A 15,403-nucleotide genomic window follows, 5' to 3' on the forward strand; every position below is an offset into this window, starting at 1 on the left:
ATTTCAAAAAAAAACCGGCGATCGCTCGCCGGTTTTTTTTTGCCTGCGCCCCGCCTATTTCAGGCTTTCCACGCGGCTGAAGCGCTTGCCGTCGCTACTGACGGCGCGGATCAACACCTCGCCGGAAACCGACGGACGGGCGCTGTCATGATAGCGCTGCCAGCTGTTGCCACCGTCCAGCGAGTAGTCAATAGCCACGCCCGGCAGGGCGATATTGGCTGCCAGCTTGCCCGCGACAAGACGTGCGCCCGGCTGCGGCAGACGATAGTGGATCCCGGCTTTATCCATTTTCGGCAGCTCGCGCTGGCCCAGCAGGTTTGCATAACGCTGCCAGTCCTTATGCAACGCCGCCCGATCGACATGCCGCGTTTCGCCGCCTTTATACTCACGTCCGGCCTGGTAAGTCTGCTCCCAGGCAGCACGATGCCAGCCGCGCTCCGCCACGGCCAGCGCGCGTGGGAAAATCATCCATTCCATCTGCTCGTCGGTACGTACGGTTTCGCTCCAGAGCTGGGCTGAAATCCCATACACGCCCGGCCAGGGCTTATCGGATTTAGCATCAAAGAAGTTACCGTCGCGATCCACCGATGTCTCTGCATTCTGCGGCATATTGTCCGGCGCGAAGCTGAACATTTTGCGCTCGTCGTTGAAGCGGGTGCCCCAGTAATAGCCTCTTTCCAGCGGATTGACCTCATAAGGGAAATCCATATAGAGATAGTCCGGGTTGGAGACGGTGACTTCATAGCCTTTGTTAGCCCAGTCGTTAACGGTGTCAAAGCCGCCCCAGAAAAGCGTGTCCCAGAAATTAACGCCGATGCGCCTGGTCGCAAAGTCTTTAGCGCCCTTCGCATCCTTCAGGCCATCCTGCCACGCCTGCATCTTTTCAATACCGTGCGCGTTTACCCGCTCGCTGACCTTTTTGCCAAAATAGCTGGGCAGATGATCCATATCCGCGACCTTGCCCGATTTCACCAGTGCCTGACAAACCTGCGATTTCGCCCAGGGTTTATCTTCCTTGCTCAAATCGACCCTGCCCTTGCCTGCTTCGGGACTGGCCGCATCGGTATAGCCAACGCCCAGGCGGATGTTTTTCGCCTCGTCGCCGCCAAAGTGCCAGGTGGTTAACGGCGCGCCTGCCGCCTGATGCATCACCTGGATTTCACTAATCACCTTATCAACAAAACGCATGGAGGAATCCAGGCAGGGATTCAGATAGCTGGTGCGATCGTAAAACTGTACGGAGGTGGTGTTCGAAGTATCGGTTGGATCGACCAGGCGATACTCGTTTGCCTCTTTGGTCTTACCCTCTTTCATCAGCCGGTTGTAGCGGGCTTCCATAGAAATCACCGCCGCCCTGGCATGAGCAGGCATATCGATTTCCGGGATGACTTCGATGCCGCGCGCTTTGGCATAGCGCAGGATAGCAATGTAGTCGTCGCGGGTCAGATAGCCATTGCCCTGCGCGTCGGCGAAAGGCCCGGATCCCAGCTGCGGCAGCAGACAGCGCTGCTCCGTGAGATCGTGGCAGCGTCTGGCACCAATATCAGTCAGCTCCGGCAGGCCGGGGATCTCAATACGCCAGCCTTCATCATCGCTCAGATGAAAATGGAATTTATTGAGTTTAACCGCCGCCATCTGATCCAGCAGGCGCAGCACCGCCTCTTTGCTGTGGAAGTTACGGCCGATATCGAGAAAAATACCGCGATAGGCCATGCGGGGCGCATCGGTGACGTCCAGGGTAGCGATCTTTTGTTCGCCGCTGGCCGGCAGCAGCGACAGGATGGACATCATGCCGTAGTAGATGCCCGCCTCGTCAAAACCTTCTACCTGCGCTTCCTGCGCGCGGACGCTCAGCCTGTAGGCGCCGGAAACCGCCTCGTTGCCCGTGAAAGCGGCGGGTGCAAGCCTGCTTTTAATCACGTAGCCCTGCCCATTTTCTGCCAGACCCAGCAGCGCAAAACGATCCCTTACCGCTTCTGCAGAATCGGCGTTAAGCCCGGTCAGCTCGAATTGCACGCCCCGGCTTAAATCGGCATCTTCTGCATGAAGGGTAGTATGCAGCGGCGTCGGCAGGATCTGTCCGCGCAGCGCTTCGCCAGCGAGCTGCGCCGTATCACTGTTTTTTTCAAAGCGGCTGACAGGCGTCATCAACACGTTGCGATCGTCGGCCGTCCGCTTCCAGTAGTTATCCATTGGCGAGACAAACGAGGTCAGATCTTCCGTATCGGTGCTGGCAATGATTTTAGGCTGGGCGTTTTCAGAAGTAACGTACCAGCGCGGCATCACGTCCGTGATAAACAGCTGCCAGTATTCGTTAACAATGGGAATATCCACCGATTCACCGGCGGCGAAACCCTTGAATTTTTCGGTTGGCTCCAGCCGCGTCAGATCGCCTACCACGTGCACCATGCGGAACTGGTCGTTGTCCACCCGCAGCGTCTGACGAATATTGGGCAGCCAGATAACCCAGTCTTTACTGGTTAGCGCTTCGCCGGGGTTAGTTAAGGTAATCGTTGCCCGATTGCAGGAGGCCCAGTCGGCCCCCAGCGCGGCACAATCAACGCCGTGCAGCGCGGCATGGTTATCGTTAACGGTATACTTTACGCCAAACTGGCTGATTTGATCGACGACGCGTTGATCCGCAACGGCGCTGCCGCTGGCCATCGCCATCATCAGCGCTGTCGCCACCAGTGTTAATCTCACTTTTTTCATCTCTTTCCTCATCCGCTAGTTAAATTTTTTGCCGTTAGCGGAAAAGCGCTTATTCCCCGTCTGATGCGCTTTTGCCGCGGCCGGGTCTGGCAGCATGGGGCATCAGAACACGGTGAAAGGCGCGATCACGGTCAGCCTCACGTCCTTCTCATCCTGGAACATATTGCCGTAGCCGTTGCTGAAGCTCGGGATATCAGAGTGGTTTTTGTAACGGGTATAGTGCAGGTTGACCTGCGTATCTTTGGCGCGACCATGCTGTACCGTGTAGCGCAGATCCATATTCCAGGCGGATTCGCGGCGGCGCATGCTTTGATCGTAAATCGGATCCGTGGACGGACGGGCATCCCAGCCGTAAGCGTAAGAAGTACCTACCGCCCAGCCCGGCATTTGCCAGCCTTTCAGGTCATACATCACTCCTCCATACAGCGCCTTCTGCCCGTTGGCGTTAAAGTCGCTGCGGGAATCCCACCAGACGTCGTTACGTCCGTTGGAGGTCGCCCCTACCGGCGTCATGCGCGCCAGAAAAAAGCCCTGGTTGCCATGGGCTTTTACCATGGTGCCCTCAACGCGAAAATCGAACGGGCCGGTTTTGTAGTTCAGCGTCACGGCCTGGAGCCAGGCCAGGCCATTATAAACATTATTGATATTGTTTACGCCGCCCTGTTCCTTATTACGCGCGCCGTAAAATTGCCAGCTGGTATGCAGATCGTTGCCGGCAACAGAAAACGCCCACGACACTTTGCTAAAATACTGCTCCATATAATTTTCGGCCTGGCCCAGCGCCCCTTCCAGCACCAGTTTGTTTTTAAAATCGTACTTTATGCCGATGGAATGAAGATATTTTATTTCAGTTTTTAAATCGGGTTTACGAAAATTATACATTTTACGATACCAGGGCGCTTTATATTCATCCGTCCACATATAGGAGAGGGAAAGCGCGCCCGCATTGTCAAAATCATAAACCGAGCCGACTTCAAATCCGCGATAGGTGCCGGGTACAAACCCCCATTGCGGCGCGATTAATGTTTGTCCCTGCGGCTGAATATAACCGGCTCTTAACCAATAATTATCATGCTTCAGCTTAATAGCGGCTTTATAAAAGGAAGCACCGTCGGCGTCGCCATCAAATCTTTCGTCCCAGCGGCTTTTTGCGTTGCTGAAAGCAATTTCATTCGGCGCGGCAGGCCCGGTTCCCGCCAGCTGTAGCGAACCATTCACGCCCAGCTCTATACCAATAAAATCGGCCGCATAGCCTGAAGAGAAATCGAGGCTGCCGTTAAAAGTTGAATGGTGAAGATTTTCTGTGTACTGGCCATACTTATTATGAACCGGATCCATCTCTTTTCTGTCGCGTTGCCGCTGCCAGTAATAAATACCGCCCGTCAGCGTCGAGTCATCAATAAACCCGGCGGCGGAAGCAGCAGGAACATAAAAGTTTCCGGCAAGAGCAGATCCGCAGGCGACAGCCATCGCCAGCGCTTTTCGCGCTAAATTAACAGAGTGCATTGAGAAATCCTTCTCGAAAGAAATATAAACAATAAATAAATAATCGTAAAATATAAAAAATAACAAACAGTAATTAACCGACTGCGCGCTGATTATATTTACTGGTGAGGCAGCTGGCAATTAATAACAATTATTGTCGTTGTAAACTATGATGCAAAACAGGTTGTATTATATTTGTTTTTTAGCCGTTAAGCAGATTAATATATTATCCAAAAAAAAAGCAGCCTGAAGGCTGCTTTTTTATTAAATTATGACTTATTCACCGCTTTTAGCCCAGGTATCGCGCAGGCCTACCGTGCGGTTAAACACCAGATGGCTGCTGCTGGAGTAAACGCTGTCCGCGCAGAAATAGCCTTCACGCTCAAACTGGAACGGACTGGACGCTTCGGCAGCCTTCAGGCCAGGCTCGACAAAGCCCTGACGGATAACCAGCGAGTCCGGGTTGATCGTGGTCAGGAAATCCTCGGCGCCGCCAGGATTCGGCACGCTGAACAGACGATCGTAAAGACGAAACTCGGCCGGCAGCGCATGCTCGGCGGATACCCAATGGATAACGCCTTTCACCTTACGGCCGTCAGCCGGATCTTTACTCAGCGTATCGACGTCGCAGGTGCAGAACAGGCAGGTGATGTTGCCTGCTTCATCTTTAGCCACGCGCTCGGCTTTGATAACGTAAGCGTTACGCAGACGAACTTCTTTACCCAGCACCAGACGCTTGTAGTGCTTATTGGCTTCCTCACGGAAATCCGCACGATCGATATAAATCTCACGGCTGAACGGCACTTCACGCGTTCCCATCTCCGGCTTGTTCGGATGGTTCGGCATGGTGATGATTTCTTCATAGTTGGCCGGCAGATTCTCGATCACCAGCTTAACCGGATCGAGAACGGCCATAGCACGCGGCGCGTTTTCATTGAGATCGTCGCGGATACAGGATTCCAGCGAGGCCATCTCAACAATGTTGTCCTGCTTGGTGATACCAATGCGACGGCAGAACTCGCGGATCGAGGCGGCCGAATAACCGCGACGACGCAAACCGGAAACGGTCAGCATGCGCGGATCGTCCCAGCCTTCCACGATTTTTTCGGTTACCAGCAGGTTCAGCTTGCGCTTGGACATGATGGCGTATTCAAGATTCAGGCGCGAAAACTCGTACTGGCGCGGATGCGTCGGGATGGTGATATTGTCCAGCACCCAATCGTACAGGCGACGGTTGTCCTGGAATTCCAGCGTACAAAGCGAATGCGTAATGCCTTCCAGCGCGTCGGAAATGCAGTGGGTAAAGTCATACATCGGGTAGATGCACCACTTGTTGCCGGTCTGATGATGTTCGGCAAACTTAATGCGATAAAGCACCGGATCGCGCATGACGATAAAGTTAGAGGCCATATCGATTTTGGCACGCAGGCAGGCGCTGCCCTCGGCGAATTCGCCGTTGCGCATTTTCTCAAACAGCGCCAGGTTCTCTTCTACGCTGCGATCGCGGTACGGGCTGTTTTTACCCGGCGAGGTCAGGGTGCCGCGATACTCACGGATCTGCTCCGGCGACAGCTCGTCTACATAGGCCAGGCCTTTATTAATCAACTCAACGGCATAGTGATGCAGCTGGTCAAAATAGTCAGAGGAATAACGGACCTTGCCGCTCCATTCGAAGCCCAGCCACTGTACGTCACGCTTGATTGATTCGACATACTCCAGGTCTTCTTTGACCGGGTTAGTATCGTCGAAACGCAAATTACACTCGCCCTGGTAATCCTGAGCGATGCCAAAGTTCAGGCAGATTGATTTGGCGTGACCAATGTGCAGATAGCCGTTCGGCTCCGGCGGGAAGCGAGTATGCACGCTGGTGTGCTTACCGTTCGCCAGATCTTCGTCGATGATCTGACGAATAAAGTTAGTTGGGCGGGCTTCAGCCTCACTCATCTTAATATCCTCTGGAATACTTTAGTGCGTGAAATAACGGAGTATGATCCACAAAGCCGTTCAGGGAAACAACCGTTTGTTAGCGTATCGCATAAAAAAGGGCGGGAATTGCTTCCCGCCCTCGTTTTTTTACCGCTGCCGTCAGCCGGTAATTTCGCAAAGTGGACTTTCGCCCGCAATGACGGTATCGCCCGCAACCAGCCTGATACCGCTAAAATCTTCAATATTGGTGACCACGACCGGACTGATCATCGATTTCGCATGGCTGTTAAGCCAGGCCAGATCCATCTCCAGAATTGGTTCACCCGCTTTAACCTGCGCGCCCTCTTCTACCAGCCGCGTAAAGCCCTTTCCTTCCAGCGCGACGGTGTCGATGCCCATATGCACCACCACTTCCAGGCCTTTTTCCGTTTCCAGACAGAAAGCATGGTTGGTGTTGAAGATTTTCAGGATGGTGCCGCTGGCAGGCGAAACCACCGTACTGCCGGTTGGCCTGATGGCTACGCCCTCGCCGACCGCCTTGCTGGCGAAAGCCTCATCCGGCACCTGCTCCAACGCCACAACTTCTCCGCTTACCGGCGCCAGCAGCGTTTCAAGCACGCCCTTTGCAGCAGCAGCCGGTGCAGGCGGCGTGGTTGGCGCGACGGTCGCGGCGACGGTGCTGACCGCAACTGGCGCAACCGGCCCTTTGGCAATGATTTTTTTCATCGTCTCCGCCACGGATTCCGCTTTGGCACCGATAATAACCTGAATGGTTTGCTTGTTCAGCTTCACCACGCCCGAAGCGCCCAGACGCTTACAGGCCGCATCGTTTACCTGCGCGGCATCTTTTACGGAAAGACGCAGGCGGGTAATACAGGCATCAATAACGTTCAGGTTTTCCGACCCGCCGACGGCGGCAATATAGTGGCGGGAAAGCTGTTCCAGCCCCTCTTCCGTGTTGCTGTTAGCCTCTTCCTCCGGCTGCACGGTCGCATCCTCACGGCCCGGCGTTTTCAGATTCATCATGCGGATAACCGCGCTGAACAGCGCAAAGTAAACCACAAATGCGATAGCGCCCATCACCAGCAGCACCCAGACATTGCTGCTGGCCGCCGGCAGGTTATACATCAGCACATAGTCGATTGCGCCCGCAGAGAAAGAGAAACCGGCATGGATACCCAGCGCCGTCGCTATATAAAGGCTAATGCCCGTCAGGATGGCGTGGATCAGATAAAGCATCGGCGCCAGGAACATAAACAGGAATTCCAGCGGCTCCGTCACGCCGGTCAGGAAAGCGGTAACCGCCACCGAAAGCAGCATACCGCCAACCATAGGACGACGCGCTTTCGGCGCGGCCATATACATGGCCAGCGCAGCGCCGGGCAGGCCAAACATCATGATTGGGAAGAAGCCGGACATAAACATGCCCGCCGTGCCGTCGCCCGCATAGAAACGGTTGATATCGCCATGGAAAACGGCGCCAGCGGCGTTGGTGAAATCGCCGATCTGGAACCAGGCGATGGTATTCAGTACCTGATGTAAACCCGTTGGGATCAGCAGGCGGTTAACGAAACCGAAGACGCCTGCGCCAAACGCGCCAGCCGAGACAATCCACTCGCCGCCCGCATGAATGGCGTTTTGCACTGGCGGCCAGACGTAGCCAAACACAGCGGCCAGGATCAGACAGAAGAAGCCGGTTGCGATAGGAACGAAACGCTTGCCGCCGAAAAAGCTGAGAAAATCGGGCAGCTTGATATCCGCCCAGCGGTTATAGGTGGCGCCCGCTACCAGGCCAGTCACGATCCCCGCCAGCACGCCCATATTGATCGCCGGATTAATGGTGATCATCGCTTTGGTCAGAATAAAGTAGCCCACGGCGCCTGCCAGCGCGGCGGCGCCTGCGTTATCTTTAGACCATGTAGAAGCCACCCCGATAGCAAAGATTAATGCCAGATTGTCAAAAATCGCCCCGCCAGCCTGCGCGATAAACGGCATATTCAACAGATCGGGCTGACCAAAGCGCAACATCAGCGCCGCCACTGGTAATACGGCTATCGGTAGCTGTAAAGAGCGCCCCAGCCTTTGAAAGAACCCTAAAATATTCACTATTCCCCCTATGAGAGCCGCCAGGCGCCCGTTGTGCAGTTTTTATTGAGCGGACTGCTCTGAATGCCACCAATCATTAGTCGACGCAGTGTAAGGAAAAATTAATTCGCTGCGCAAATTAAAACCATAGCATTTGTGATATTTATCACCAAAGAAGCTATTTTAACGCGGTTTATGCTGGCGAACCCCGCCCACTTATTTTATGATGAAAAAAATGATCGTGGTGCTGTTTCGCGCCCGTTACTGATTATGCAGATTACGCTTACTACAGTGAAACCGGTGTAAAATATTTCCTTAAATTGCTTATAACGAGGTAAAAAAATGAGATTGATCCCTCTTGCGACGCCAAACCAGGTCGGTAAATGGGCCGCCCGCCATATTGTAAACCGTATCAACGCGTTTCAACCTACCGCAGAGCGTCCGTTTGTGCTGGGTTTACCCACGGGCGGCACGCCGCTGGAAGCCTATCGTCATCTCATTGAAATGCATAAAGCGGGCCAGGTCAGCTTTAAACACGTCGTTACGTTCAATATGGACGAATATGTCGGCCTGCCGAAAGAGCATCCGGAAAGCTATCACAGCTTTATGTACCGCAACTTTTTCAATCACGTTGATATTCAAAGTGAAAATATCAATCTTCTTAATGGCAACGCGCCTGATATTGACGCAGAATGTCGCCAGTATGAAGAGAAAATCCGCGCTTACGGTAAAATTCACCTGTTTATGGGCGGCGTAGGTAACGACGGGCATATCGCTTTTAATGAACCCGCTTCATCGCTGGCTTCCCGTACCCGTATCAAGACGCTGACGCACGATACGCGCCTGGCGAATTCCCGCTTTTTTGACGGCGACGTCAGCCAGGTACCGAAATATGCGCTGACCGTTGGCGTGGGCACGCTGCTGGACGCGGAGGAAGTGATGATTCTGGTGACGGGACACCTGAAAGCGCAGGCGCTGCAGGCAGCCGTCGAAGGCAACGTTAATCATATGTGGACCATCAGCTGCCTGCAGCTGCATGCCAAATCGATCGTGGTTTGCGACGAGCCCGCGACGATGGAACTGAAAGTGAAAACGGTTAAATATTTCCGCGAAATGGAAGCGGAAAATATGGAAAATCTGTAACTCATCTGCACAAGGCTATCGGCGCTGGCCGGGAGAAAATTATGTATGCTTTAACCCATGGCCGTATCTTTACCGGCTACGAAGTACTGGATAATCACGCCGTCGTCATCGCCAACGGCCTGATTGACCGTGTCTGCAGGCTGGAAGAGCTGCCTGCGGATATCACCCGGCGTGATGTAAACGGCGCGCTGATTGCTCCCGGCTTTATCGATTTGCAGCTTAACGGCTGCGGCGGCGTGCAGTTTAATGATGATATCGCCGCTATCAGCGTTGAAACGCTGGCGATTATGCAAAAAGCTAACGAGAAGTCGGGCTGTACCAGCTTCCTGCCGACGCTAATCACCAGCAGCGACGAGCTGATGAAACGCGCGGTGGAAGTGATGCGCGCTTACCTGGCGCAAAACGCTAACCAGGCGCTCGGCCTGCATCTGGAAGGCCCCTGGCTGAATCCACTCAAAAAAGGCACGCATAATCCGGCGCTGATCCGTCCCCCGGAAAAAGCGATGGTCGATTATCTGTGTGAAAACAGCGATGTGATTGCCAAAATCACCCTGGCACCGGAACAGGTTGATTCTGCCGTGATCCGCCAGCTGCATCAGGCGGGCATCGTGGTTTCCGCTGGCCATTCCTATGCCACCAGCGAAGAGGCGCGCCAGGGTATTGCCGCCGGCATCAGTTTTGCCACCCATCTGTATAATGCTATGCCGCCGTTGACCGGCCGTGAGCCAGGCTTAATCGGTACGCTTTTTGACTCGCCCAACGTCTACTGCGGCATCATCGCCGACGGTTTACACGTCAACTACGTTAATATTCGTAATGCAAAACGCCTCAAAGGCGACAGGCTAATCCTGGTCACCGATGCCACCGCGCCGGCGGGCGCGCAGATTGACCAGTTCATTTTTGCAGGAAAAACAATATACTATCGGGATGGACTCTGCGTTGACGAAAACGGCACGCTCAGCGGCTCTGCGCTGACCATGATTGAAGCTGTCGCGAACAGCGTCGAACATGTCGGCATTGCGCTGGATGAGGCGATCAGGATGGCAACGCTGTACCCAGCCCGCGCTATGGGTGTGGAGGATAAGTTAGGTTCCGTCGAAGCCGGAAAAGTCGCGAACCTGACGGTGTTCACCCGTGACTATCAAATAATCCAGACTGTCGTTAATGGTGACGAAGTCTTAAGCGAGTAGAAACTGAATGACCACTGGCGGCCAGGCTCAAATAGGAAATGTCGATCTTGTTAAGCAACTCAATAGCGCGGCCGTTTACCGGCTTATCGATCGGCAAGGCCCTATATCGCGCATTCAGATTGCCGAACATAGCCAGCTAGCGCCCGCCAGCGTCACCAAAATCACTCGCCAGATGATAGAGCGCGGCCTGATCAAAGAAGTGGATCAGCAGGCCTCTACCGGCGGCCGCCGCGCTATCTCTATCGTCACCGAAACCCGCGGCTTCAATACTATCGGCATCCGTCTGGGCCGCAATGACGCCACGCTTACCCTGTTCGATCTGAGTGGAAAAGTGCTGGCGCAGGAGGACTACGCGCTGCCGGAACGCACCCAGGAAACGCTGGAACATGCGCTGTTCAACGCTATCGCCAGTTTCTGCGAGCAGTATCAGCGCAAGCTGCGCGAGCTGATCGCCATCGCCGTTATCCTCCCAGGTCTGGTCGATCCTAATAACGGCGTTATCCGCTATATGCCACATATCGCGGTTCATCACTGGCCGCTGGTCGCCAATCTGCAAAAGCGTTTCAACGTCACCAGCTTTGTAGGTCACGATATCCGAAGCCTGGCGCTTGCCGAGCACTATTTTGGTGCGTCTCGCGACTGTGCTGACTCGATTCTGGTGCGAGTCCATCGCGGTACGGGCGCAGGCATCATCACCAATGGTCATATCTTTTTAGGCAGTAACGGCAACGTGGGCGAACTGGGCCATATCCAGGTCGATCCTTTGGGCGAGCGCTGCCACTGCGGCAATTTCGGCTGTCTGGAAACCCTGGCGGCCAACAGCGCGATAGAAAATCGCGTCCGTCATCTGCTTACCCAGGGTTATCCGAGCACGCTGACGCTGGATGACTGTGTGATGCCGAAAATTTGCAAGGCCGCCAACCGCGGCGACGCGCTGGCAGCCGAAGTGATAGAATCCGTCGGACGCCACTTAGGCAAGGCGATCGCTATCGCCATTAATCTGTTCAACCCGCAAAAAGTGGTGATTGCGGGCGAGATCACTGAAGCAGATAAAATCCTGCTGCCCGCTATTGAAGGCTGTATCAACACTCAGGCGCTGAAAGCTTTCCGCCAGAATTTACCGGTGGTGCGTTCTGAGCTCGATCATCGTTCTGCCATAGGCGCTTTCGCGCTGGCAAAGCGTGCCATGCTTAACGGCATCCTGTTACAACATTTAATGGAAAGTTGATGAGCGCTCTAACCCTGAACGACAGCGAAAAAATAGCTATCAAAAACGTCATCTGCGATATCGACGGCGTTTTGATGCACGATAATACCGCCGTACCCGGCGCTAACGATTTCCTGCAGCGCATCCTGGCTAAAGGGATGCCGCTGGTGGTGCTGACCAACTACCCTTCGCAAACCGCGCTGGATCTGGCTAACCGCTTCTCTTCGGCGGGCATCGATCTGCCGGAAAGCGTGTTTTATACCTCAGCGATGGCTACCGCCGATTTTTTACGCCGTCAGGAAGGCAAGAAAGCCTATGTGGTTGGCGAAGGGGCGCTGGTGCATGAGCTTTATAAAGCCGGTTTTACCATTACCGACATCAATCCCGATTTTGTTATCGTGGGCGAAACGCGCTCGTTTAACTGGGATATGATGCATAAGGCCGCCTATTTCGTGGCGAACGGCGCGCGCTTTATCGCAACCAACCCCGATACGCACGCCCGTGGCTTTGTCCCGGCGTGTGGCGCGCTGTGCGCGGGGATTGAGAAAATATCCGGCCGGACGCCTTTTTACGTGGGTAAACCCAGCCCGTGGATTATGCGCGCGGCGCTGAACAAGATGCAGGCGCACTCCGAAGAGACGGTGATCGTCGGCGATAATCTGCGTACCGACATTCTGGCTGGTTTCCAGGCCGGTCTGGAAACTATTCTGGTGCTGTCCGGCGTTTCCACCCTGAGCGATATTGACGCCATGCCTTTCCGGCCCAGCTGGGTCTTCCCGTCGGTCGCGGACATCGACATTCTCTGAATCGCCAGCCCGGCCAACGCGCCGGGCTTTTTTACCCTTCTCGACTGTCTGTTTTTTGACCGCTTTTTGATATTTATTATCGATTCCACAAAAAATAGCGCTATATATTGCATAATCATCAAATTTAAGCGCGATGCAACAGGCTATTTATCAGAAAACAGCTAAAAGGCTTGCACACTCTCTCAATCTGGCGCATTTTCTTATCTATCGGGCGAAGAAATCGCCGTTAACTATGCCTTTTTTCATCAATATCACCGTTGCGGTTTGTCGTTAGGGAGTTAGCTATGTGTTCTATTTTTGGCGTGTTGGATCTCAAAAGCGATCCGGTTGAACTGCGTAAGAAAGCGCTGGAGCTTTCTCGTCTTATGCGTCATCGCGGCCCGGACTGGTCAGGCGTTTATGCAGGTGACAACGCGATTCTGGCCCACGAGCGTCTCTCTATTGTGGACGTCAACAACGGCGCGCAGCCTCTCTACAACGCAGCCCACACCCACGTGCTGGCGGTAAACGGTGAGATCTATAACCATCAGGCGCTGCGTGCAGAGCTGAGTGACCGCTACGAGTTTCAGACCGAATCAGATTGTGAAGTTATTCTTGCGCTTTATCAGGAAAAAGGCGTCAATTTTCTGGACGACCTGCAGGGCATGTTCGCCTTTATCCTCTATGACAGCGTAAAAAACACTTACCTGGTTGGCCGCGATCATATCGGCATCATTCCGCTGTATATGGGTAACGACGAACACGGCAACCTGTTTGTTGCTTCAGAAATGAAGGCGCTGGTGCCGGTCTGTAAATCAATTAAAGAATTCCCACCGGGAAGCTACCTTTCCAGCACCGATGGCGAGATCCGCCGCTACTGGCAGCGCGACTGGTTCAGCTATGAGGCGGTAGAGCACAACAAAACTGACGCGACGGCGCTGAAAGATGCGCTGGAAGAGGCCGTGAAAAGCCATCTGATGTCCGATGTGCCTTATGGCGTGCTGCTTTCCGGCGGCCTGGACTCCTCTATTATTTCCGCCGTGACCAAAAAATTCGCGGCCAAGCGTATCGAAGATCAGGACAAGAGCGAAGCATGGTGGCCACAGCTGCACTCCTTCGCGGTAGGTCTGGAAGGATCGCCGGATCTGAAAGCGGCGAAATCCGTCGCCGACCATCTGGGCACGGTGCACCACGAGATCCACTTTACCGTGCAGGAAGGCCTGGATGCGATCCGCGACGTTATCTATCACATCGAAACTTATGATGTGACTACTATTCGCGCCTCCACGCCGATGTATCTGATGTCGCGTAAAATTAAAGCGATGGGCATTAAGATGGTGCTGTCCGGCGAAGGCGCCGATGAAGTCTTTGGCGGCTATCTTTATTTCCATAAGGCCCCCAACGCTAAAGAGTTTCACGAAGAGAACGTGCGTAAGCTGCTGGCGCTGCATATGTTCGACTGCGCTCGCGCCAACAAGGCGATGTCGGCCTGGGGCGTGGAGGCACGCGTGCCTTTCCTGGATAAAAAATTCCTCGACGTGGCGATGCGCATCAACCCGGCGGACAAAATGTGCGGCACCAACGGCAAAATGGAAAAGCATATCCTGCGTGAATGCTTCTCTTCTTATCTGCCGGAAAGCGTGGCGTGGCGTCAAAAAGAGCAGTTCTCCGACGGCGTAGGCTACAGCTGGATTGATACGCTGAAAGAAGTCGCGGCGAAACAGGTCAGCGACCAGCAGCTGCAAACGGCGCATTTCCGCTTTCCGTACAACACGCCGACCTCAAAAGAAGGCTATCTGTATCGGGAAATTTTTGAAGAGCTGTTTCCGGTTCCCAGCGCGGCTGAATGCGTGCCGGGCGGTCCATCCGTCGCCTGTTCTTCGGCAAAAGCGATTGAATGGGACGAAGCGTTCAAAACCATGGACGATCCTTCCGGTCGTGCGGTAGGCGTTCATCAGTCCGCCTATAAATAACTTACGGCTTTTATTCACAAATCGGGCCGCCAGCGGCCCGTAATTGTTTAAAAAAACGCTGGCTTTGCTGAATTAGTCGCCATACTGGTTATAAGCCAGACAAACGAATCACTTCAGCGAAAAAACGGGAAAAAACTTGTTGACGCTTTCAGGCCAACTTAGCATAATGCGCCCCGCAACGCCGATGAAGGTAACGCGAAAAAAGATGGCTACTTAGCTCAGCTGGTTAGAGCACAGCACTCATAATGCTGGGGTCACAGGTTCGATTCCCGTAGTAGCCACCATCTTTTTTTTAGCGGGAGTGGCGAAATTGGTAGACGCACCAGATTTAGGTTCTGGCGCCGCAAGGTGTGCGAGTTCAAGTCTCGCCTCCCGCACCATTTCGAAGCATTGCACGGATGGGGTATCGCCAAGCGGTAAGGCACCGGTTTTTGATACCGGCATTCCCTGGTTCGAATCCAGGTACCCCAGCCAGTTTGTTCTGATGGTTTTGTGACTTGTGTACGGACATTGGGATATCGCCAAGCGGTAAGGCACCGGTTTTTGATACCGGCATTCCCTGGTTCGAATCCAGGTATCCCAGCCAGTCAGAATGTAGTATAGTTGTAACGCAGTAAAATTAGGCTACTTAGCTCAGCTGGTTAGAGCACAGCACTCATAATGCTGGGGTCACAGGTTCGATTCCCGTAGTAGCCACCAATTTTATTGGGGTGTCGCCAAGCGGTAAGGCACTGGTTTCTGATACCAGCATTCCGGGGTTCGAATCCCTGCACCCCAGCCATAAAAAAGACGATCTGCCCAAGCGGATCGCACCCAAAAAATTGGGGTGTCGCCAAGCGGTAAGGCACTGGTTTCTGATACCAGCATTCCGGGGTTCGAATCCCTGCACCCCAGCCA

The 15,403-nt window shown here is 53.9% G+C and carries 9 protein-coding genes and 7 tRNA genes; 12 read left to right on the forward strand and 4 right to left on the reverse strand.

All coding sequences use genetic code 11. The features are described from left to right. Positions 1-54: 54 nt before the first annotated feature. The 4 genes from ACMGEE_RS06470 to nagE form a co-directional block, all read right to left on the reverse strand. Positions 55-2,712 (reverse strand): beta-N-acetylhexosaminidase, encoded by a 2,658-nt coding sequence (locus ACMGEE_RS06470; protein ID WP_436829817.1) that lies wholly within the window; start codon positions 2,710-2,712, stop codon positions 55-57. A 102-nt stretch (positions 2,713-2,814) separates the two neighbouring features. Beyond that, positions 2,815-4,218, reverse strand: coding sequence for a chitoporin ChiP (gene chiP, locus ACMGEE_RS06475; protein WP_436829818.1), 1,404 nt, complete (start codon positions 4,216-4,218; stop codon positions 2,815-2,817). A gap of 255 nt (positions 4,219-4,473) precedes the next feature. Next, positions 4,474-6,141 carry a glutamine--tRNA ligase gene (glnS, locus tag ACMGEE_RS06480; protein ID WP_253454899.1) on the reverse strand — a complete coding sequence of 556 codons (1,668 nt, stop codon included), beginning with the start codon at positions 6,139-6,141 and terminating at the stop codon, positions 4,474-4,476. 141 nt (positions 6,142-6,282) lie between these two features. After that, on the reverse strand, positions 6,283-8,229 hold the full coding sequence (gene nagE / locus ACMGEE_RS06485; RefSeq protein ID WP_369894989.1) for a PTS N-acetyl glucosamine transporter subunit IIABC: 1,947 nt from the start codon (positions 8,227-8,229) through the stop codon (positions 6,283-6,285). A 321-nt stretch (positions 8,230-8,550) separates the two neighbouring features. Between nagE and nagB the strand changes: the two genes are divergently transcribed. The 12 genes from nagB (at position 8,551) to ACMGEE_RS06545 (ending at position 15,403) form a co-directional block, all read left to right on the forward strand. Next, on the forward strand, positions 8,551-9,351 hold the full coding sequence (gene nagB / locus ACMGEE_RS06490) for a glucosamine-6-phosphate deaminase (protein WP_125288579.1): 801 nt from the start codon (positions 8,551-8,553) through the stop codon (positions 9,349-9,351). Between the two features lie 41 nt (positions 9,352-9,392). Then, positions 9,393-10,541, forward strand: a complete 1,149-nt coding sequence (gene nagA, locus ACMGEE_RS06495) for an N-acetylglucosamine-6-phosphate deacetylase (protein ID WP_253454903.1) — start codon at positions 9,393-9,395, stop codon at positions 10,539-10,541. Positions 10,542-10,548: 7 nt separating this feature from the next. Next, positions 10,549-11,769: a DNA-binding transcriptional regulator NagC gene (nagC, locus tag ACMGEE_RS06500; protein WP_301729842.1), complete on the forward strand. Its 1,221-nt coding sequence runs from the start codon at positions 10,549-10,551 to the stop codon at positions 11,767-11,769. A gap of 32 nt (positions 11,770-11,801) precedes the next feature. Then, positions 11,802-12,554, forward strand: a complete 753-nt coding sequence (locus ACMGEE_RS06505) for an HAD-IIA family hydrolase (protein ID WP_253461076.1) — start codon at positions 11,802-11,804, stop codon at positions 12,552-12,554. Positions 12,555-12,838: 284 nt separating this feature from the next. After that, positions 12,839-14,506 (forward strand): asparagine synthase B, encoded by a 1,668-nt coding sequence (gene asnB, locus ACMGEE_RS06510; RefSeq protein WP_436829819.1) that lies wholly within the window; start codon positions 12,839-12,841, stop codon positions 14,504-14,506. A 207-nt stretch (positions 14,507-14,713) separates the two neighbouring features. Next, positions 14,714-14,790, forward strand: a tRNA-Met gene (locus tag ACMGEE_RS06515). Positions 14,791-14,801: 11 nt separating this feature from the next. Then, positions 14,802-14,886: transfer RNA gene (locus ACMGEE_RS06520), tRNA-Leu, on the forward strand. A 19-nt stretch (positions 14,887-14,905) separates the two neighbouring features. Continuing rightward, positions 14,906-14,980: transfer RNA gene (locus ACMGEE_RS06525), tRNA-Gln, on the forward strand. A 37-nt stretch (positions 14,981-15,017) separates the two neighbouring features. Further along, a tRNA-Gln gene (locus tag ACMGEE_RS06530) sits at positions 15,018-15,092 on the forward strand. Between the two features lie 36 nt (positions 15,093-15,128). Beyond that, positions 15,129-15,205: transfer RNA gene (locus tag ACMGEE_RS06535), tRNA-Met, on the forward strand. Positions 15,206-15,212: 7 nt separating this feature from the next. Continuing rightward, positions 15,213-15,287, forward strand: a tRNA-Gln gene (locus ACMGEE_RS06540). Between the two features lie 41 nt (positions 15,288-15,328). Further along, a tRNA-Gln gene (locus tag ACMGEE_RS06545) sits at positions 15,329-15,403 on the forward strand.

The sequence above is a fragment of the Erwinia artemisiae genome, assembly GCF_051400835.1.
GTDB classification, from domain to species: domain Bacteria; phylum Pseudomonadota; class Gammaproteobacteria; order Enterobacterales; family Enterobacteriaceae; genus Erwinia; species Erwinia aeris.